This window comes from Nostoc sp. (assembly GCF_036917155.1).
In the GTDB taxonomy this organism is placed as follows: Bacteria; Cyanobacteriota; Cyanobacteriia; order Cyanobacteriales; family Nostocaceae; genus Nostoc.
In genome coordinates this window covers 26,678-46,582 of sequence record NZ_JBALDZ010000178.1, presented here as the reverse complement: position 1 = coordinate 46,582, position 19,905 = coordinate 26,678, and the positions used below count along the sequence as shown (strand labels likewise).

Genomic DNA, 19,905 nt, shown 5'->3' with positions numbered 1-19,905 from the left:
AGATAATGCCATTTTCTACAAATCTCACCCCGCTTTTTGCTGAGGGTAAAAGCGACTGGATACCGTCTTCCACGACTCATATTCTTTTGACAAAATGAAAATCTGTATTGTTGGCGCGGGTGCAATTGGTGGATATTTAGGGGCAAAACTGGCCCTGGCTGGTGAAGCAGTGACGCTGATTGCGCGTGGTACTCATTTGGAAGCAATTCAAAAAAATGGGCTGAAGTTGCTCATGTCAGACGGTTCTAGCCAAATTGCTACTCAAACTTTGGCAACTAGCGATATTCAGTCAGCAGGGCCACAGGATGTAGTAATTTTAACTGTGAAGGCTCACAGTGTACCTGCGATCGCACCTCTTCTACCTGCACTCTACAATTCTCACACAATGGTGGTGACAGCCCAAAATGGCGTTCCTTGGTGGTACTTCCGTCAGCATGGCGGTGAGTATGAAGGTACGCGGATTCAATCTGTTGATCCAGATGGGATTATTGAAGCTAGTATCGGTGCTGAACGCGCCATCGGTTGTGTAGTTTACCCGGCAACTGAGATAATTGAACCAGGTGTAATTAAGCATATTGAAGGCGATCGCTTTACTCTCGGTGAAATCGAGGGTACTAAAACAGAACGCATCCAATTATTAGCACAGACTTTAAAACAGGCAGGATTCAAAGCACCAATCCGCAATCAAATTCGCACGGAAATTTGGATCAAGTTGTGGGGGAATGTGGCATTTAACCCTATTAGCGCCCTAACTGGTGCGACTCTAGAGGATATTTGTCGCTACCCCCTCACTCGTGAACTAGCGCGGCAAATGATGACAGAAACTCAAGCGATCGCAGAAAATTTGGGTATAAAGTTTGGCATTACTTTAGAACAGCGAATTAATGGGGCAGAAAACGTTGGTGCCCACAAAACCTCAATGCTACAAGATATTGAAGCCAGACGCGCTACAGAGATAGACGCGATTGTTGGCGCGGTGGCAGAATTGGGAAAACTCACTCAAATTCCCACACCTTATATTGATGCTATTTATGCCAGCATCAAGCTGCTGGAGGCAACCAAAGTCAAATCTTGACTTTTATATCAAGACACAAAATATAGGTTATGGAGTGATAATTAAGTAAAAAAGTTTATGACCACAGCAGTCAATAAACTCACTCTGGTTGAATATCTTGCCTACGATGATGGCACAGATGTTAAGTACGAACTTGTGGATGGAGAGTTGGTTGAAATGCCACCGGAAAGTGATAGAAATAACCTAATCTCTCTCTATCTACTTTCACAGTTTCTCAAGTTTGTCCCGATTCAACTTATCCGCCATAAAGATACAGAACTTGTGGTCATAGGCAACCGGACTCGTGTGCGACTACCTGACTTGATGATCTTGACACAGGAGTTATTAGAAGCGATCGCAGGAGGACGGGCTACAATCACTCCAGATATGCCTTCTCCAGTAATGGTGGTTGAGGTAGTCTCTCCGGGAAAGGTAAATGAGGATAGAGACTATCGCTATAAGCGTTCTGAGTACGCAGCACGGGGTATTCCTGAATATTGGATTGTTGACGCTGCTCAAGCCCGAATTACCTTGCTGACTCTGGTAGATGGACTGTATGAAGAAGCTGTGTTTCAAGGAACAGACGTTATTAGATCAGTGACTTTTCCAATGCTGAATTTGATCGCAGCCCAAGTCTTGACGACTGGACAGAATATTCCCAATTCCTAGTCCCCAATCCCCAATTCAATCAAATTGTCTGCAATTAGTAAAAGTTGCGTTCAGCGCAGTAGCAATTTGGACAAAAACTTCACTTGCAGGCGAAGTGCGATGCCTCCGGCTGGCTTCGCCTACGCTGATTGCAATCGGATTTCCAGTATCACCACCGCTACAAATATTGGGATCAATGGGAATTTGCCCCAGCAGTGGCGCTTGTAATTCTGCTGCGAGTTGTTCGCCGCCACCACTGCCAAAAATTGGCGTGCGTGCGCCACAATCACCACAAATTAAATAGCTCATATTTTCCACGATGCCAAGAACAGGAACACCCACTTGGCGAAACATATATATGTTGCGTCGGACATCTGCGATCGCTACTTGCTGAGGAGTTGTCACGAGAATTACTCCACAAACAGGGCTTTCTTGGATAATTGTGATTTGAGCATCACCTGTACCGGGAGGTAAATCTATTAATAAATAATCCAATTCGCCCCATTCCACATCTTGCAAAAATTGAGTGATAATTTTATGCAACACAGGGCCACGCCATGCCAAAGGACGATTTTCTTCTACAAGTAAACCAACTGACATCAGTTTAATTCCCTGAACTTCTAGAGGTAAAAATTTATCACCTGTAGGAGTATGAATTACTTGAATCTCAGCCTGTCCTAAACCCAACATTTGCGGCACATTAGGTCCATAAATATCAGCATCTAGTAGTCCAACCTTTGCACCTTGTAATTTTAAAGCGGCCGCTATATTGACGGCTGTTGTTGATTTGCCTACGCCACCTTTACCACTAGAAACCGCTAGGGTGATTTTAACGCCAGGAATTGTACAAATTTGAATATAAGTTTTTTTACACCAAGTTATAAATGATAATTTAGATTGAATCTCTGTCTGTAATTGCTGCTGATGGGAACCGATATATAAACGCAAGTAAATATAGTCATCAACTATACGGAGATTTCGTACCATTCCTAAGCTAACGATGTCATTTTTTAAAGTTGGTTCGATAACCTGTTTGAGAAGTTGGACTACTTTTTGCTGACGAGGATCATTAATTTCTGATTGCTGAAATGGGGGTTGGTGATCAGACATGGTTAGGAGAAGCTTAGTACACAATTTCGTAAATTCGTGGTCAATTGAGGATTCAAATTTAAACGCAGAGGGGCGCGGAGTTGAGCGCAGAGGAGCGCAAAGTTTGTTTGACTATATTCACTACGAACTTAGTTAAAGCTATACTTAGTTAAGAATAATTATAGATTGGTTGAGGCTTTGCAAAACCCAACATTCTCTCGGTTTTGATATTTTATCAGTATGTCTTACGCACTTGTACATTACCCGAATATTAACATAAAGCATATCCAGCAAATAAGGCAGAAATATGACCCACAAGTTGGTTTAATTGAACCACATATTACACTTGTATTTCCCATAATCGAATCTATCAATGAAAATAATCTCATTATGCATACTCATAGTATCTTGAGTAAGTGGAAAACATTTCCTATTTCTTTAAAAGGATTGCAAAAATCATGGGATAAACACCTGTTTTTAATGGTTGAAGAAGGAAATGTAGATATTGTCAAATTACATAATGAATTATATGCAGGTATATTAGCCGAATATTATAAAAGCAATATACCATTTATTCCGCATTTAACGCTAGGAGTATTTACAAAAGATACAGATGATTTTTTGCAAGTGTTCAAAGAGGTGCAGCATTTAGATTTAAATTATCGTTGTGTTGTCGATAAGCTCCACTTGATAAATATTGCTGATGAGCAGTGAACTTGATGCCAAAGTTCTAGCTGTTCCAAATACGGGTTCATTCCAGGAAATGGATTTCCCATTGCGTTTTCCCTTAGTTATTTACTGCTCCCTTGAGACTATTGTATCTGTTTGAATCTTTTGAATCGCTCGTTGCGCTTGGATAGATACTTCTTTATCAGGATCATCTAAGGCTTGTTGTAGGGGGTTGATAGCGTTGGGATGAGCTAAATTTCCTAGAGCAATTACTGCTTCTTTACGTACATCTGCATATTCATCTGTTAATGCTTGAATTAATCTCGGCATAACTTGAATATCTGGAATTTTTTGCAAAGCTTGTGCTGCTGATTTTCTCACTTGCCAATGTTCATCATTTAAAGCTATTTCTAATGCGGAAATTGCTTGATTATTTGCATGAATAGTCAGAGATTTAGCTGCATTCCGGCGAACTTGCCAATCACTATCATTTGTGAGTGCTTGACAAAGGATTGTAATCACTTCTGTATCTTGTAAATGTTCTAAAGTTGAAGCCGCAGCACGACGTACACTTGCTTCATCGTCAAAGATTAGATTTAAAGCTTGTGGACATTTTTCTAGTTGATTGATATATCGCAGTGTTGTAACGGCTGCTTCTCTTAACTCAGGATTTTTTGATTCTAAAAATGGCAAAATATATGGCAAAGATTGAATATCATGTATCTTCCGCAAAAGCACCAAAATATTTAATTGAAGATTTACATCATTACTTTGAAGTTTATCTAGTAAAAGTAACAATTCGTCTTGTGTAATTAACTCATTTAATGCTGATGCAGCTTCAGTGCGAATATCTGTATCTGCTGAACCGAGGCATTCAATTAAAGCCGGGATTGCAACAGGATTAGCAATTTCCCAAAGGGCAGATATTGCTATTTTCTGAACAGTAACATTTTCATCTTTCAAAGCGATAATTAAAGCATCTATTGTTTCGTCATCGCCTAGATGCTGCAAAGTTTTGACAGCTACTATCCGATCATTTATATCAGGCGATCGCAACATTTCTAGCCATTGGTTTAATTCCAAATTATTACTTGTAGACATTTTGAATCCTAATAGAAATGGTTAATTATTTTACCACTACTTTCCAGTAGTAGTGATTGCAATCTAACGAAAACTTTTGCAGGATGATAAGAAAGATTCAGGTAAACTTAATTAATGGTAAAAAAGAAACGACCCAGAGAGCATAAGCAGTTAAAGGGAGTGATTCGTCGTAATGGTTAGAAATATTCAGTTTATTGACCTAGAAGAATTGCTTTTAAAGGCAGGTTTTGCAAAAGTAGCAACAACTGGCTCTCAACAAGTCTATCAGTATCCATCATCGGGAACCTTAGTCATCTTACCGCCTTACGAACAGCAAGCGTATGTTCAGCCTGTACATTTGGTAGCTGTTCGTAGAGTATTGCTAGAAAATGATTTAATCAGCATGAATACTTTTGATAGGTTTTTAGAAAAAGTTGCAAGCTAAGATAGTTTGGTTACAAACAAGTTAATAACCTTACACAACTAGCGCAGCAAAAATGGAATTTGTACAGTAATTGCATTAGTTGGACATTCTTTTTCACAAGGTAGACAAAACCAACACTCATCATATTTCATATAAGCTTTCCCCGTCTCTGGATTTTTAGCCAACACATCCAAAGGACAAACTTCAATACAGGCTGTACATTTTTCTAAACATTTTGATTCATCAACGATGACAGGAACATCTATTCTTTGATTGATTAAAGCCATAAAATAACTCTATGATTTTGTACTGACAACTGCTAAACGATCAAATAAATGGGGTAAGCTTGCATCAATTATCTCATGATTTTAGGTTGTTTATAGGCATTATGGAATATCGCAGAGCCAAAATAGAAGGAGGTACATTTTTCTTTACCGTTGTTACTCATAACCGCCGGGAGTTTCTTTGTAATGTAGAGAATATTCTGCTGTTAAGACAAGCATTCAGAGAAGTAATGAGCAAATCTCCATTTATTGTAGATGCCACTGTCATATTACCAAACCACATACACTGTATTTGGACGTTACCACCAGGGGACACTGATTTTTCAGATCGCTGGCGATTAATCAAAAATTATTTTACCCATAATTGTGATATTCAATAAGCTGTCGTGCATTTAAATTGTATAATTTTGGGTCTAAAACCCTTCCATAGCCTAGAGTCAGCTAAAAAACTAGATGCATGGCAGCTTATCAAGGAAACATCTCTGTATCACGTCAAAATAAAGGTGAAAAACATTTCTCCTAAAACTTTGAAAACATTCTCTCACTTAACGGCAACATTATAGACTTCTTTGACTGCATCTACTTCCACAATGTAAGGATCTACAGGACGCTTAAACAATATCATTTGTCCTGATTCATTTTTCTTTAAGTTGACATGACAAAACCATTCATCATCATTTTTCTCTGGATAATCTAAGCGGTAATGATAAAGACCCCAACGAGTCTCTTGGCGATATAATGATGCTCTGGCTGCCATTTCTGCACAGTCGCGAATAAAATGCACTTCTAGACTACGCATCAATTCATGGGGATCACGAGCGCCCATTAAATCTAATGTTTCTTGATATTGAACAAAATGTTTTAAACCAATCTCGATTTTATTACCTGATTTGGGTGGTTGCAGATAATCATTAACTAAGCGTCTTAATTTATATTCTACTTGGGTGTGAGGTACACCATTCGGGCGAGTTAAAGGTGCATAAATTCTGGCTTTTTCAGCTTCTAAAAAATCTGTATCTGCTTCGATAAAATCTAAATCTTGAATATATTCAATGGCATGAGTTCCAGCTATGCGACCGAAAACAAATGCCCCAATCATGTAATTATGAGGAACGCTAGCCATGTCTCCGGCTGCATATAAACCTGGGACGGTTGTTTGAGCATTTTCATTCACCCACACACCAGAGGCACTATGACCACTACATAAGCCAATTTCGGAAATGTGCATCTCTACGCCGTGAGTGCGATAATCTTCATTTCTACCTTGATGAAAGCGTTCTCTACTTGGTCGTTCATTCGCCCACAATATGGATTCAATTTCAGCGATTGTATCTTCATCAAGATGGGTCATTTTGAGTTGGACTGGCCCTTTTCCAGAGTTTAATTCTTTCCAGATTTCCAACATCATTTGACCACTCCAATAGTCACAGCTAATGAAGCGATTTCCTTCGGCGTTAGCTGTATGTGCGCCAAAAGGCCCAGCAACATAGGCACAGGCGGGGCCGTTGTAATCTTTGATTAAAGGATTAACTTGAAAGCATTCAATATTACTAAGTTCTGCACCTGCATGATAAGCCATTGAATAGCCATCTCCAGCATTGGTAGGATTTTCATAAGTGCCGTAGAGATAGCCGGAAGCAGGTAATCCCAATCTGCCACAAGCACCTGTACACAAGATGACTGCTTTAGCTTGAATGACAATATAATCGCCGTTTCTGACATCAAATCCCACCGCACCAATAGCACGTCCGGCTTTGACTAACACACGGGTAGCCATGACGCGGTTTGTGACTTTGACTTTGTGGCGTTTAACTTGACGGGTAAGAATTGTTTTGAGGTCTTTACCTTCTGGCATGGGTAAGACATATTTACCCACACGATGCACTTGTTTTAAATCATAGTTGCCTTGGGCATCTTTTTGAAATTTCACACCCCAGCTTTCTAATTCTTGGATGACTTCGTAACCTAATTTGCCTGTTTGATAAACGGCTTTTTGGTTGACAATACCATCGTTAGCTAGGGTGATTTCGCGCACGTATTGTTCTGGTGTGGAATGACCGGGAATGACTGCGGTATTCACTCCATCCATACCCATTGCGATCGCACCACTGCGACGGATGTTAGCCTTTTCTAAAATCAGCACATCTGCATCAGGATTGGCTTGTCTTGCTTTGATGCCTGCCATTGTTCCTGCTGTACCACCGCCGATGACAAGTACATCTGTTTTGATCCACTGGGTATTGATATTCATATATCAAGTATTTTTTATAGGTTTTTGCACAAAATACGGTAAACTTAGCAAGTTACTGTATTTTAACATTTTTCGGTATTTACAAAAAATAAATTATCCAATCTTGTCGGTATTTTTTTGATTTGGAAGTCGTTTATGGGATGTGAAAAAATGTGTAGGGTTTCACAGATATGTGAACCTATATTGTATTGCTTAAAATCTCAATCACTAGATTTTTAGAACAACAGAAATTTGCCGCTATTCTACCAAAAAGCCGTCGCTCGTTGGACGGGGCTTTACCCGCATTTCTCACAAGCTTGAAATGCAGAGGGGCAGAGGGGCAGAGGGGAAAGAACTTGTTGTACAAATCTCTCCCCTGCTCCTCTGCTCCCCTGCTCCCCTGCACAAGGTTTTGAGAGATGTGGTGAGAAATCCGGGTTTAGACCTCGGTAACTTGCCGAGGTAAGAGTCTGACCAATTCGCCATAACGAGAAAGTTTCTAAAGAAACTCTAAAGGTAGCAAATAGCGATCGCCTGAAAACAGGATAATGCAGCTGAACTGGCCAATCCTTCCCATTCAACCTAGAACTATGGCATCTACACCTAAAATCCTTGCCTTTGCTGGCAGCACCCGTATAGATTCTTACAACAAAAAACTGGTAAAAATCGCGGCTACTGGCGCGAAGGCAGCAGGCGCAGAAGTTACTTATATAGACCTCCGCGATTTGCCTTTACCTCTGTTTGATGAAGATTTGGAAGCTCAACAAGGACTACCTGCCAACGCCCGTACTTTCAAGGATTTGCTGATTTCTCATCAAGGATTGCTGATTGCTTCGCCGGAATATAACAGTTCACTCACAGCAGTTCTCAAGAATGCCATTGACTGGGCATCCCGTCCAGCACCAAATGAAGCACCATTAGCAGCTTTCGCTGGTAAGGTTGCTGCCATTCTGAGTACTTCCCCTGGTGCCCTTGGTGGTTTGCGAGGGTTGGTTCACCTGCGGTCTATTTTAGGAAACATCAAAGTTTTGGTACTTCCCGACCAGATAGCCGTACCCAAAGCTTACGAAGCCTTCAATCCTGATGGCACGTTAAAAGATCCTAAACAGCAAGAATCTGTTGAGCAGTTAGGTAATGGCTTAACAAAAATATTGGTAAAGCTCAACTAAGTAGGTAGCTGTGAATTTCGTGTCAGTTTTAACCCACTCTCACCCTCCCCCGATGGATTCTACGGTGTACACACAAGTCAAATTACCCCCCTTAATCCCCCCGATGTATTGGGGGGAAAAAGAAATCTAGTTCCCTCCCCAATACATACGGGGAGGGTTAGGGTGGGGTAAAACCTTGGGTTTTTCAGCTATTTCAGACTTGTGTGTACACGGTAGCCGATGGATTGGGGAGTAAAGGGGAGTAAGGGATGGGGTATTAGGGACTTTTGCAAGAGGTATATGGTGCATGATGCGGGTCAATATATCCAGAAAACTCAGCCTCAAAAGGGAAGCTGAAAATTTACAGGAATGCTAAGAATAATTTGGTATCTTCATTAATGATCTAAGCTTAGTTGTAATACCTTATGAATCGTTCCGCCTGTCTAATCTTCAATCCTGTTGCGGGTCAGGGCGACCCAGATATAGAACTGGCAGAAATTCGGGCAATATTAGAGCCAGATATTGACCTAGATATTTATCTCACAACTGAAGAAATTGACGCCGATCAACTGGCATATCAAGCGATAGAACGAGGGGTAGATGCAATCATTGCTTCGGGGGGAGATGGTACTCTCTCAGCGGCGGCGGCGGCTGTAGTGGGTACTGATATTCCATTTGGGATCATTTCTCGCGGCACAGCAAACGCTTTTGCCACAGCTTTAGGAATTCCTGACACGATCGCAGGTGCGTGTGAGACAATTTTGCAGGGAGGAACCCGCCATGTAGACGTAGCCTATTGCAACGACCGGCCAATGGTGCTCTTAGCAGGTATTGGCTTTGAGGCTGAAACTGTAGAATTGGCAGACCGCGATGCTAAGAATCGCTTTGGAATGATGGCATATATCTTAGCAGGCATCCAGCAATTAAGAAACTTACATAATTTTGATGTTGAAATTGAAACTGAAGACAAGATTATTAAAACTAGTGCCTGTGCGGTGACAGTCGCAAATGCCGCGCCTGCCACTTCAGTCTTAGCTCAGGGGCCAGCAGGTCTGATTTATGATGATGGGTTACTAGATTTAACAATTGTAGCTCCAGCTAACAAAGCAGGAGCGATCGCTGCTACATTTCATCTCTTTCAAACGGCTTCTACAGGTAACGCCGCCGAACGTAATGATATTGGTTTCCTGCGAGCCAAACAATTTAAAATTACGACTAACCCACCACAAAAGGTTGTTTTAGATGGTGAAATAGTGGGCACAACACCGGTAGAAATTAAGTGTGTACCAGCAGGCTTACGAATTTTTGTGCCATTAGTAGAAGAAATTGAACCTACAGAAAAACTAGAAGGACTCCCTAATCTGACTATTGAGATGAAAGAGATAGCAGAAGAATGAGGGCATTGGGCATTGAAAAGAGGCAGAGGGGCGGGGTGCAGGGTGCGGAGGGGAAAACTCTTCTCCCTTGCTCCCCCTCCTCCGTCATCTCTTGTAAAAAATTCAGGAGTAAATGGCATTGAAACTTGTATCCGATCCGGCGATCGCTAACAAAATCCGTAAAATGAATCAGCGAGTACGGTGGCAAGATCCGTTAATTGTGGAACGGAATATCGACCAAACTCGGCTGGTGTTGGAGGATGGTCAAACAGACAATTCTGAGTTCTCATTTTTAGTTGTAGGTGATAGTGGTTCTGGTAAGCACCGGGGTCACAATCCGCAGCGACAGGTGGCTGAACTTATGCTGCCTCATCACAAAGAATCCCGTTTTATGCTGCATACCGGGGATGTGATCTATTTAGTGGGGTCGAGTGAATACTATCAACAGAACTTTATCCAGCCTTACCAAGAGTTTATCTTAGACACAGAGCATTCCAAACAGATTGCTTACGATCAGATGGTTTTTAAGCTGCCCATTTTACCAGTACCAGGAAATCACGATTACTATAACTTGCCAATTTTATTGAGCTTGGCATCCCTAACAACATTACCCATTCGTCGCCTGTTGCGATCGCGCTTAGACTTAGATGTGGGCTTGCATGGCTCAGGAACAGGTGACGCTTATGCACGAGCATTTCTGGACTATCTTAAGGCGTTTCAGCTTCCGGGAGAGTTAGCCAGCCACTTAGATGAATACTACACAGCCAAGACAGATACGGGTCGTTGTCTTTGCTATGAACCTGGGCACTTTACCCGTCTTCCCAATCGCTACTACACTTTTCGCTATGGCGGTATTGATTTCTTTGCTTTAGATTCTAACACATTTAACGATCCACCACCGCTGCCTAAAACAAAAGAGGGTGATGCCGATCGCAAACTCTTAGAAAAACGCCGTGAAGATTTAGAGCAAGAAAAGCTGCAAATCATTGAAAATTCATCAAAGCTTCGTCCCGAAAACCCCAGCGAAGCCGACCAATTAGACGACTTCCACGCCAAGATGTCACAAATTGAAGAAATTATTGTTGATATCAATAAACAACTAGCCACGAATAAAACAACGCTGACTGATATCGAACAACTGGAGTGGCTCAAGCAAAGATTAATTGCATCTTGGAATAATCCTGAAGTTCGGGGAAGGGTAATTTATTTCCATCATCCACCTTATGTAACTGAGGCGACGAAGTGGCAACAAGCACAAACTTTGATCGTTCGCGATCGCCTACGTGATGTGCTGGATGCGGTAGCGAAAGAAATAGGTTCTCTAACTCAGGGGCGTCCTTTGGTAGATTTGGTATTAAACGGTCACGCGCACTGCTTGGAACACCTTGAGACAATGGATACAGGACACGCTGATTCTTACATCCATTGGATTATTTGTGGTGGTAGCGGGTTTAGTTTGCGCCGCCAGCGGATTGAGGGAGCAGATTTGATGGAAGAGAATAGATTAGTGGCGCGATCGCATCTCTTCATTGGTCGCAACGGTCAAGGTTCTCAGAAGCGACGACCTTATTCAAGTTTACGCATTGACGTTAAAGGTGATGGACAGCCTAAGTTTATTGTCCGTCCTTTGGTTGCCGAATGGTATCAGCGGCAATGGCGTAATCGTGAACTTGAACCGTTGATTATCTAGTAATATATAGGATTACTATTTGATTTTTGAACAAAATTAGGTACTGTAGTGGCGTGTCAAGACTAAAATGTTGTAAAAAAATTGTCGGTTGGGGAGCCACTGCGTTGCGCGGGTTAAGAGCGTTGTAGCAAGTGGCGTTGGAGGCTTTGCCAAAGCCAACAGATGTCAGGATGTTGGGTTGCGCTCCGCTCCACCCAACCTACGTCTCATGCACAATTTTTTTGCTTGCCACGCCACTACATATACTTAGATTTTTTCAGGAATCAAATCGGATTCCTATAGCAGTTTTCTGTGTTGCATAAATGCGGGATGATTCAGTTTAAGTGGGTTTACCCAACTGATTATCAATAAATAGTTTTTTTCGCTCGTTCTAAGAGGCTGTTTGAAAAGGCGATTAGAAATCGCGGCTACACGAGACTTTACCCACCTCCGTGGGTTGAAAACCTTAATTTTGTGTTAGTCCGCAGAGGCGGACAATGCTAGTGTAGTAGCGAATTATATTCGCCCAAAACTTTTCAAACATCCTCTAAGGCTTGACGTAAAGCTCTTTGACCCAGACTATAAACCAGCGGGCACTATACCAAAGTTAAATTTCATAAGTAGGGCTTGCTGAAAAAGTTTTTAGGTAGCATGAATGCGTTCGTTTGCCTTGTGCTTTCTTTCACTATGAAAGAAAGCAAATGTGAAGGCATAACAGCTTATGAATCTTGTCCCTGGACAATTTCTTTTTGGATAAAACTAATTTGTGCAGCTAATTCTTGCCGAGTAGAAGCTTTGAGTAGATATCGGAAAATAAACCAAGTTGCGTAACCAATTCCAGTCAACTCAAAAACTAGATTTAACTGCGGAATTTCATTGAGTACATCTAATACAGCTATAACTAGCTTAACTGCAATAGTTGCTGTAATAATTGTAGCAAAACAAATAATTGGCAACTGGTATTCCGTAGAAAATCTACCTAAATATTTAGGTAGATGCCCTAAAAATTCAGAAAACTTACTGCCAACTTGCTGCCCTTGAAGTAATGGTTGCTCATCAATTTTTGAACTTTCAAGTACTGCGATAGGTTCGATTGATTTCATATCAAAAGATTTCGGTTGTTGTACTTCGCTCTCCTGATTTAATGGTTTATCAGCAGGTGATAGCAATGCTTCGGCTTCAATTTTTGAATTTTCAAATCCTGCGTAGTTTACCGCCGTAGGCATCACTTTGGTTGATTTCATATCAACAGATTTCGGCTGTTGTACTTCGCTCTCTTTTTGTTTCTTATTTTCTTCAGGGATAACAGTTTTCATTTGCTCACCACGGATGTCATCTTTAGCGAGTTTCATCAGAGGAGAATAAATGGCATTGTACATATCCCGTGCCATATTCACCGCACCTTCAAAACCCATATAAGGGCCATTGTGGTAGCCATGACCATTCACATAAGGCAAATGCAACTTCTTCACCAATGCACCCACCCGTGGCCCAGTCAACACCAAATCCGGCTTGACCATCTCCAGCACTTCAAAGAACTCAAGTTCATTACCATCATCAATATAGATAGTCCCTTCTTCACCTCTGGCAATGACCTTTTCAAAATCCTCTTGGTGTCCAAACTTGGACGACATCGCCACCACTTTCATCCCCAAATCGTCTTCTAGCGCCTTTGTCCAGTGCCACAAACGTGGGCCTCCTGTCCAGATACAGACCTTTTTACCAGTCAAGCGCTCCTTATACCAAGCCAACTTCGACTCATATTTAGCGACTTCTTCAGCAATCACCGCTTCGGCTCTATCTTCAATCCCAAAGAAAGCCCCGATTTTGCGTAACCCTTCCTTAGCATAGTCAAAACCCCAAGTATCCACATCAATCCGGGGAATGCCGTATTTTTTCTTTAACTCATTGGCAATATATCCCGCAGACCGCGCACAGTTGGTAACGTTCAACTGCGCTCTGTGCATCCCACGCAATGAGTCATAAGTACCATTGCCGGTAAAATGGGCGATAATTTGCACACCCATTTTTTCCATATATCTTTCAAGGACAAAGGTATCTCCTTGAATGTTGTAGTCACCAATCACATTAATTGTGTATGGGCTGGTAATTTCTGGCTCATAGGTTCCTACTTTGTCAGTCATCCAACCCATGTTAAATACGTGGTGTCCTTTGGATTGACTTACACCAGCAAAACCGGGACACTCAACGGTGAAGATATCGACATCACCAAGTTCTTTTTCGACTTCTTTGACTACAGGCTTAATATCATCGCCAATCAAAGCAGTAGAGCAGGTGGTGTATACCATCATCCGCTTAATGTCAGGAAATTCGGCAAAGGCTTCAAGCATCGCTTTTTTAAGCAGCTTTTCACCACCGAAGACAACGTGCTGTTCCTTCATGTCTGATGACCAGACATATTTAAGTTGGAAGTTGCCGTTGTCGCTGGGATAGCGTTTGGTGTGCCATGTATCATAAGCACAGCCTACAGGCCCATGTATCAACTGGATAGTGTCTTTGAGGACACCACCAATTACTAGCTTTGCACCACAATAGCTGCATCCGCGTTCTGATAATGAGCCAGGAATGGTTTCGACGTGGGCGCTAGGGAGAAATTGGGTTGTATCTTCTCCTTTTTCTTTTATATATATGTGCTTCTCCCGTTCAGGGATGGTTTCGTCGCACTTAAACAACTTCATTGGCATGGCTGATTGCTCCTTGTGCAATAGCTGATAAGAAGACAGATTCTTCTATATCTTGATTTTTGTCAGAAACTTCTTTGAGTTCCTTGATTTCAAAATCCTATCAACCTTTTTAATTAATAATAGTAAATCTGATAACAATTGACTTAATTAATATTGCAAAATGGAAATAAAGCCAGTTTAAAATAGACAGAACTGTCTATATCTGAACTAAAAATAGCCTTCTATATATAAGACTTTTATTAAAGAAAATAGACAGACTATTCTAACTGCAAGTGAAGAGATAAATGATTTAATCTCTGTCCTCACTATAGATATCTCTCAAAGGATAAATTGACTATATTCTCTCAACTTTAAACAACAGAATAACGCAATTATCGGCTTTGAGGTTCTCTAGCTGATGAGTAATTGTAACCACTAATACTGTTTGTAAATTAATCGGCCAGCGCAAGTAAATTGGCCAGATGTATGATATTCTTTAATTTATAGGGAATCTAATACCAGAACAAAAACTCCTTAGATTCCTTTGAAGTGAGTATCAGACCAGCCTCATCAGTTAATGGTGACGGCATAACGTTAATCGAAGTGGAGCAAAACCGCCCAAAAATCGGTTTTTCGTTTGGCGAAGCTGTTGCCATAGCGTAGGCTGGACTGATTTTTTTATATATCTTCATTTGCGGCCAAAATAATGCTTGTTTTGCTGTGATCAAGTAAAAATTTTTCATACACCTGCCGTATCTGTGGAAGTTTTTTGAATTGTTAGTGACAGGATTCCGACTAATTTTTAGTACCTTTGTTGTATATCGCATCCCACTAATATTTACTGCCATATCTGTAAGAAGCTGTTTAACTTCTAGCAAATAACTGCAATATTTATAGTGCTGGATAGACGCCTGATGTCCACTATCTAACAGCATCAATGCAGTCACAAACTGGGTAGTAAACACTTTCAAGAATTACAACTTCAATTTGATTCAATACTCTGCTTGATTACACCATAATCTTGGAGCCGAATCAATAAGTCTGCGCCATTATTGAGGTTTTTATGCGGAAGATTGCTATTTATGGAAGAGGGGGAGTTGGCAAATCCACAACGACTCAAAACGTAGTGGCTGGACTCACTGATCTGGATCGTAAGGTGATGGTTGTAGGGTGTGACTCAAAAGCAGACTCGACCCGGCTCCTCTTGGGGGGATTCCACCAGAAGATTGTACTTGATACGTTACGTAAAGAAGAAGATGATGATGTGAATCTAGAAGACTTCCGCCAGGTGGGATGGGGGAAGACGCTGTGTGTCGAATCGGGTGGGCCGGAACCTGGTGTGGGATGTGCAGGTAGAGGCATTCTGACATCAATTGGGTTGCTGGAACAACTTGGTGCTTATGATGATGCAGTTAGACTTGATTATACATTTTATGACGGTCTGGGTGACGTGGTATGCGGTGGATTTGTCATGCCCATTCGTGAACGCAAAGCTCAAGAAGTTTACATTATCACTTCTGGGGAAATTATGGCAATGTATACCGTCAACAACATCTGTCGAAGCATTCAAAAGTATGCGCCCATAGGCGGTATACGTCTGGGAGGATTGATTTGCAACTCTCGCAAAGTCGATGAGGAAGATGATTTGATCAAAGCTCTGGCAGAGAAACTGGGGACTCAAATGATCTACTCCATACCCAGAGACAATATGGTGCAGCAAGCAGAGTTCCACCGCAAGACGGTGATTGAGTATGCTCCTGAGTGTGAACAGGCACAGCACTATCGCAACCTGGCAATGGCAATTGACCAGAATACAGATTTTGTCACTCCGAAATCTATGTCTAACGATCAGCTAGAGGAACTGCTGGTACAGTTTGGGTTGTTTAGACACCTCCAGACATTAGGTATCAGCCCAAGCTCCACAAGCGTTGCAGATTCATTCTCGGAGATGCCTCTTGAATAGGATGATGCAGTAGGGGTTATCCCTCATACAAAGTATCTGGAGCAATTGGCAATCTCTGACTCGAAAAAGCAGGAAAAACTGCGTAAACTTCTTACCACCATTTGAGAAATCGGCGTTCTGAACCACGCCAAAATTCGTCTACCTCATTGAAGGAGGAGAACTCATTATGTTGACCGAAGAGGTTTTAGTCCAAAAATTTATCACCGTAGTCAAGGGACGCTGTGCCAAAGTAGGTGAGTTGCTCCAGTACTGCCACGTCGAACTCGTAAACTCTTACTGGGGCTGTCCTCCAAAACTTATACAACATTTTGTTGTTTATTATCCTAATATGCTGTTTGCCTCAATTAATGACAACAAAGATGTTTTCAGAGGCGTTGCCCAAGATTTGGGGATATGTGAGGCTGTTTGCATAAATGCCACACGCATTATCCGCGACCCCGCCTCAAGGTTGAAGGAAAAGAACCCGATCTTATGGTTGGAACTCCAGTGGGTGGCGGTACCAACTAAAAAAGGCAATTGGCATTTAGATCAGGATTTACCGCACTCGGACTAAGTACAGCTTTGCGTAAAACCGTGGCAAATTGAGGGTTGAAATTTAAACGCAAAGGGGAGGCAGCGCGTTGCGGGGGTTCTCCCTGTTGTAGCGACTGCCGTCGCGCAGAGTATAGCACAAGTCCATTCGCTACGAATTAATGCAAAGCTATACTAAGTTTTCTGTTGGTGACGTAGCTTGCCGACTGCGATCGCTAAATCACTAAAATAGTATCCAATGAGGCAAGTATTTTAGCAAAGTGTATGCTATGCTTGCAGCAAATAAGTGAAATTGTCAAAACATCAACATGTTTGACAAGAAAAACGGCAAACACTAGAAAACCTTGCGATTGACCCAACAAATTTAAGTTTGTCTGCTGCGGCTTTTTCTAACGGAGAGATACAGCCTCATGAAACTGGATGTGAATCTTTGCAATAACCTGAAGTCAATTAGAACTCGCTTGGGCATGAGTCAACAAGAATTAGCTAATATAGCTGGCGTAACTCGTCAGAGTATTGGTGGTGTGGAATTAGGGCAATATGCTCCTTCTGTTGCTATGTCACTGCGTTTAGCTAAGGCGCTTGGTTGCCAAGTCGAGGACTTATTCTGGTTTGAGGAAGATTTACCAGAAGTTGAGGCAATTCTTGCGGGATCAGTCCCTAAGCAACAGCAATCACGAGTTAGTCTAGCGCGGGTTGGGAATCAATGGATAGCTTATCCCCTCGTTGGGAACGATGCTTTTCGGATCGAAATGATTCCAGCTGATGGTGAGACGCTTGCAGTGATCTACCCTGATGCTGGGGTTAGCGCAAGCGGTAGCGACGTAGGAGCGTCATCCGTAAGGGTAAAAGAGTTACCCAGGATCAGCAAATTGCCGTTAGCGTCAGAAGTAGCTAGTAATGAGCGTCAATCGGAGGGTGAAGCACAAAGCCAGAACGGTAGAAATAAAGTTCTGGTTCGGCTTCTGGATGATATAGACAAACTGCACAATACAGTTGTGATTGCTGGTTGTACACCTGTGCTTTCACTTTTGGCAAGAGCAACTGAACGTTGGCATCCGCAACTGCGAATTCATTATCGTTTCGCCCATAGCAAGGCGGCATTGCGTAGTCTATGCCAAGGTGAAGTTCATATTGCAGGAATGCACTTATACGATCCCAAAACTAGAGAACATAACATTCCCTTTGTGCGGGAAGCCTTAACAGGCAAGAGTGCCGTTTTGATTACCCTTGGAGTTTGGGAAGAAGGTTTGTTAGTCCCACCAGGAAACCCAAGGGGAATTAAAACAGTTTCCGACTTAGTAGAATTTGGAGCAACTATTGTCACCCATGAAGCGGGTTCTGGCGGTCAGATGCTTTTAGAACGGAAACTCCAAGAAGAAGGAGTGCCATTTCCGACTGTGAAAGGATTTACCCATATCGTCCACAGCCATCAAGATGTTGCCTTATCTGTAGTGTCAGGAATGGCTGATGCCGGGATCAGTACAGCATCTATAGCTGCTGCCTTTGGGTTGGGATTTATCCCCCTTCATAGTGCGCGATACGACTTGGTGATTATTAGAGAATACTTGGAAGAAGAACCAGTAAAACAATTCCTCAGTATCTTGGGACATCAGCTAGTGCGATCGCAATTAGAGATCCTCGGCGGCTATGACACTAGCAAGATTGGGGAAGTTGTAGCAAATATTTCTTAATTCGTAATTCGTAATGACGCTCGATAGCGTAGCGTTAGCGAATCTTTGAGCGTCTGACTCGCTAAGGTAATTCGTAATTGTTACCCTCCGGTTAAGGAATATGTCTTTTAGTTTCCACAATTCAAGTTAGCTGCTCTGTATTTCAATCATGAATTACTCAAGCAAATCAAAATCACCCAACAAGTTAGCCGATGATGAATCATGACTTCACGATGAATAAACATCCTGTTCACATTAACGATACAACCTTGCGAGATGGCGAACAAGCCGCAGGTGTAGCCTTTAATGTTGAAGAAAAAATTGCGATCGCCACTTTTCTGGATGCCATTGGTGTTCCAGAATTGGAAATTGGTGTTCCGGCAATGGGGCAAGAAGAAGCAGAATCGATCCGAGCGATCGCTAATCTGGGATTAAATACCCAATTACTTGGCTGGAACCGTGCTAAATTGTCCGATATTCAGGCATCTATAGATTGTGGTTTGGAACGGGTGCATATTTCCGTTCCTGTCTCAGAAATTCAGATTGCTGCGAAGTTTGGGGGCAAGCAGCAGGTAATGCTGGATCTGCTGCGGGATGCGATTAATTTCGCTTGCGATCGCGGTTTAGCTGTATCTGTTGGCGGAGAAGATTCTTCCAGAGCCGATGAATCTTTCCTACTGGATGTGGCTTATTACGCTCAAGAGTTGGGAGCTTTCCGGTTTCGCTTCTGTGACACTGTAGGAATTCTCGACCCTCTGACTACTTTCAGCAAAGTTCGCTCCCTTGTGCATCATCTATTCATTCCCATAGAAATGCACACGCATAATGATTTTGGACTGGCAATGGCCAACTCCCTAGCTGGTATTGAAGCAGGGGCGCGATCAGTCAACACTACGGTAAATGGGATTGGCGAACGCGCAGGTAATGCGGCGTTGGAAGAAATGGTGATGGCACTGAAACACCTCTACAGCATCCCAACCGGTATTAATACAAAACGCCTGCTGGAACTCTCACGGTTAGTTGCAAAAGCTGCCAATTGGCCAGTTCCTCCCTGGAAAGCGATCGTGGGTGAAAATACTTTTGCACACGAGTCGGGTATTCATGCTCATGGTGTGTTGCAAAATCCTGGTACTTACGAACCGTTTGCGCCGGAAGATGTTGGTTGGGAACGTCGCCTTGTTGTAGGCAAACATTCCGGTCGGCATCTGATCATCAGTGTGCTGCAAGAACATGGAATCATACTCAGTCAGCCAGAAATTCAATCAGTGCTGGATGCTGTAAAGCATGAGTCAGTAAAAGTTAAGCGCAGTCTCACGGTTGAAGAACTCCTGAGTTTTGTTCCCCAAAGGTGAACTTAATGGGGAATGGGGAATGGGGAGTCGG

Annotated in this window: 18 protein-coding genes and 1 pseudogene; 12 read left to right on the top strand and 7 right to left on the bottom strand. The window is 42.3% G+C overall.

What is annotated here, in order from left to right:
* Positions 1–94: 94 nt before the first annotated feature.
* Positions 95–1,075: a 2-dehydropantoate 2-reductase gene (locus V7K67_RS23740; RefSeq protein WP_335168665.1), complete on the top strand. Its 981-nt coding sequence runs from the start codon at positions 95–97 to the stop codon at positions 1,073–1,075.
* Positions 1,076–1,132: 57 nt separating this feature from the next.
* Complete coding sequence (locus V7K67_RS23735) at positions 1,133–1,723, top strand: Uma2 family endonuclease (RefSeq protein WP_334733176.1); 591 nt, start codon at positions 1,133–1,135, stop codon at positions 1,721–1,723.
* 15 nt (positions 1,724–1,738) lie between these two features.
* On the opposite strand, the gene V7K67_RS23730 is transcribed toward V7K67_RS23735, so the two are convergent.
* Positions 1,739–2,812, bottom strand: coding sequence for an Mrp/NBP35 family ATP-binding protein (locus V7K67_RS23730; RefSeq protein WP_334733175.1), 1,074 nt, complete (start codon positions 2,810–2,812; stop codon positions 1,739–1,741).
* A gap of 219 nt (positions 2,813–3,031) precedes the next feature.
* Here V7K67_RS23730 and V7K67_RS23725 point away from each other — a divergent pair, with 219 nt between their 5' ends.
* On the top strand, positions 3,032–3,505 hold the full coding sequence (locus tag V7K67_RS23725) for a 2'-5' RNA ligase family protein (protein WP_335168662.1): 474 nt from the start codon (positions 3,032–3,034) through the stop codon (positions 3,503–3,505).
* Here the strand turns inward: V7K67_RS23725 and V7K67_RS34575 are convergent.
* Complete coding sequence (locus V7K67_RS34575) at positions 3,451–3,567, bottom strand: DUF4058 family protein (RefSeq protein ID WP_442943912.1); 117 nt, start codon at positions 3,565–3,567, stop codon at positions 3,451–3,453. The two genes, V7K67_RS23725 and V7K67_RS34575, sit on opposite strands and share 55 nt — an antisense overlap.
* 19 nt (positions 3,568–3,586) lie before the next feature.
* Positions 3,587–4,561 (bottom strand): HEAT repeat domain-containing protein, encoded by a 975-nt coding sequence (locus V7K67_RS23720; RefSeq protein ID WP_334733173.1) that lies wholly within the window; start codon positions 4,559–4,561, stop codon positions 3,587–3,589.
* Positions 4,562–4,733: 172 nt separating this feature from the next.
* Here V7K67_RS23720 and V7K67_RS23715 point away from each other — a divergent pair, with 172 nt between their 5' ends.
* Positions 4,734–4,985: a type II toxin-antitoxin system HicA family toxin gene (locus V7K67_RS23715; protein WP_334733172.1), complete on the top strand. Its 252-nt coding sequence runs from the start codon at positions 4,734–4,736 to the stop codon at positions 4,983–4,985.
* A gap of 38 nt (positions 4,986–5,023) precedes the next feature.
* Here V7K67_RS23715 and V7K67_RS23710 read toward each other — a convergent pair whose 3' ends face one another.
* The gene (locus V7K67_RS23710; RefSeq protein WP_012408944.1) at positions 5,024–5,251 is read right to left on the bottom strand and encodes a 4Fe-4S dicluster domain-containing protein; all 228 of its coding nucleotides are present in this window, start codon (positions 5,249–5,251) and stop codon (positions 5,024–5,026) included.
* Positions 5,252–5,352: 101 nt separating this feature from the next.
* On the opposite strand from V7K67_RS23710, the pseudogene V7K67_RS23705 reads away from it, so the two are divergent.
* Positions 5,353–5,625: pseudogene (locus tag V7K67_RS23705) on the top strand (REP-associated tyrosine transposase); the annotation flags it as partial.
* A 164-nt stretch (positions 5,626–5,789) separates the two neighbouring features.
* Here the strand turns inward: V7K67_RS23705 and V7K67_RS23700 are convergent.
* Positions 5,790–7,499, bottom strand: a complete 1,710-nt coding sequence (locus V7K67_RS23700) for a fumarate reductase/succinate dehydrogenase flavoprotein subunit (RefSeq protein WP_334733171.1) — start codon at positions 7,497–7,499, stop codon at positions 5,790–5,792.
* Between the two features lie 527 nt (positions 7,500–8,026).
* Between V7K67_RS23700 and V7K67_RS23695 the strand changes: the two genes are divergently transcribed.
* The 3 genes from V7K67_RS23695 (at position 8,027) to V7K67_RS23685 (ending at position 11,692) form a co-directional block, all read left to right on the top strand.
* Positions 8,027–8,647 (top strand): NADPH-dependent FMN reductase, encoded by a 621-nt coding sequence (locus V7K67_RS23695; protein ID WP_335168659.1) that lies wholly within the window; start codon positions 8,027–8,029, stop codon positions 8,645–8,647.
* Between the two features lie 404 nt (positions 8,648–9,051).
* Positions 9,052–10,023, top strand: a complete 972-nt coding sequence (locus V7K67_RS23690; RefSeq protein ID WP_334709402.1) for a YegS/Rv2252/BmrU family lipid kinase — start codon at positions 9,052–9,054, stop codon at positions 10,021–10,023.
* A 118-nt stretch (positions 10,024–10,141) separates the two neighbouring features.
* Positions 10,142–11,692 carry a metallophosphoesterase family protein gene (locus tag V7K67_RS23685; protein WP_334733186.1) on the top strand — a complete coding sequence of 517 codons (1,551 nt, stop codon included), beginning with the start codon at positions 10,142–10,144 and terminating at the stop codon, positions 11,690–11,692.
* A gap of 698 nt (positions 11,693–12,390) precedes the next feature.
* Here the strand turns inward: V7K67_RS23685 and vnfD are convergent.
* On the bottom strand, positions 12,391–14,376 hold the full coding sequence (gene vnfD, locus V7K67_RS23680) for a nitrogenase vanadium-iron protein, alpha chain (RefSeq protein ID WP_335168657.1): 1,986 nt from the start codon (positions 14,374–14,376) through the stop codon (positions 12,391–12,393).
* A gap of 491 nt (positions 14,377–14,867) precedes the next feature.
* Positions 14,868–15,326 carry a hypothetical protein gene (locus V7K67_RS23675; protein ID WP_335168655.1) on the bottom strand — a complete coding sequence of 153 codons (459 nt, stop codon included), beginning with the start codon at positions 15,324–15,326 and terminating at the stop codon, positions 14,868–14,870.
* A gap of 92 nt (positions 15,327–15,418) precedes the next feature.
* On the opposite strand from V7K67_RS23675, the gene nifH reads away from it, so the two are divergent.
* The 4 genes from nifH to nifV all read left to right on the top strand — a co-directional run bounded on the left by nifH (position 15,419) and on the right by nifV (position 19,874).
* Entirely contained in the window at positions 15,419–16,318 is a 900-nt protein-coding gene (nifH, locus tag V7K67_RS23670) for a nitrogenase iron protein (RefSeq protein ID WP_334709405.1), read from the top strand.
* A 166-nt stretch (positions 16,319–16,484) separates the two neighbouring features.
* Entirely contained in the window at positions 16,485–16,871 is a 387-nt protein-coding gene (locus V7K67_RS23665) for a hypothetical protein (protein ID WP_334730069.1), read from the top strand.
* A gap of 388 nt (positions 16,872–17,259) precedes the next feature.
* Complete coding sequence (locus tag V7K67_RS23660) at positions 17,260–18,543, top strand: substrate-binding domain-containing protein (protein ID WP_334730070.1); 1,284 nt, start codon at positions 17,260–17,262, stop codon at positions 18,541–18,543.
* Between the two features lie 212 nt (positions 18,544–18,755).
* Complete coding sequence (gene nifV / locus V7K67_RS23655) at positions 18,756–19,874, top strand: homocitrate synthase (RefSeq protein ID WP_334709431.1); 1,119 nt, start codon at positions 18,756–18,758, stop codon at positions 19,872–19,874.
* The last annotated feature ends 31 nt before the right edge of the window (positions 19,875–19,905 follow it).

What these genes read in the sequence shown, in the direction of transcription:
- V7K67_RS23740 (WP_335168665.1), top strand. Translation starts at nt 95, where the DNA reads ATGAAAATCTGTATTGTTGGCGCGGGTGCAATTGGTGGATATTTAGGG.
- V7K67_RS23735 (WP_334733176.1), top strand. Translation starts at nt 1,133, where the DNA reads ATGACCACAGCAGTCAATAAACTCACTCTGGTTGAATATCTTGCCTAC.
- V7K67_RS23730 (WP_334733175.1), bottom strand. Translation starts at nt 2,812, where the DNA reads ATGTCTGATCACCAACCCCCATTTCAGCAATCAGAAATTAATGATCCT.
- V7K67_RS23725 (WP_335168662.1), top strand. Translation starts at nt 3,032, where the DNA reads ATGTCTTACGCACTTGTACATTACCCGAATATTAACATAAAGCATATC.
- V7K67_RS34575 (WP_442943912.1), bottom strand. Translation starts at nt 3,567, where the DNA reads ATGGGAAATCCATTTCCTGGAATGAACCCGTATTTGGAACAGCTAGAA.
- V7K67_RS23720 (WP_334733173.1), bottom strand. Translation starts at nt 4,561, where the DNA reads ATGTCTACAAGTAATAATTTGGAATTAAACCAATGGCTAGAAATGTTG.
- V7K67_RS23715 (WP_334733172.1), top strand. Translation starts at nt 4,734, where the DNA reads ATGGTTAGAAATATTCAGTTTATTGACCTAGAAGAATTGCTTTTAAAG.
- V7K67_RS23710 (WP_012408944.1), bottom strand. Translation starts at nt 5,251, where the DNA reads ATGGCTTTAATCAATCAAAGAATAGATGTTCCTGTCATCGTTGATGAA.
- V7K67_RS23700 (WP_334733171.1), bottom strand. Translation starts at nt 7,499, where the DNA reads ATGAATATCAATACCCAGTGGATCAAAACAGATGTACTTGTCATCGGC.
- V7K67_RS23695 (WP_335168659.1), top strand. Translation starts at nt 8,027, where the DNA reads ATGCAGCTGAACTGGCCAATCCTTCCCATTCAACCTAGAACTATGGCA.
- V7K67_RS23690 (WP_334709402.1), top strand. Translation starts at nt 9,052, where the DNA reads ATGAATCGTTCCGCCTGTCTAATCTTCAATCCTGTTGCGGGTCAGGGC.
- vnfD (WP_335168657.1), bottom strand. Translation starts at nt 14,376, where the DNA reads ATGCCAATGAAGTTGTTTAAGTGCGACGAAACCATCCCTGAACGGGAG.
- nifH (WP_334709405.1), top strand. Translation starts at nt 15,419, where the DNA reads ATGCGGAAGATTGCTATTTATGGAAGAGGGGGAGTTGGCAAATCCACA.
- V7K67_RS23665 (WP_334730069.1), top strand. Translation starts at nt 16,485, where the DNA reads ATGTTGACCGAAGAGGTTTTAGTCCAAAAATTTATCACCGTAGTCAAG.
- V7K67_RS23660 (WP_334730070.1), top strand. Translation starts at nt 17,260, where the DNA reads ATGAAACTGGATGTGAATCTTTGCAATAACCTGAAGTCAATTAGAACT.
- nifV (WP_334709431.1), top strand. Translation starts at nt 18,756, where the DNA reads ATGAATAAACATCCTGTTCACATTAACGATACAACCTTGCGAGATGGC.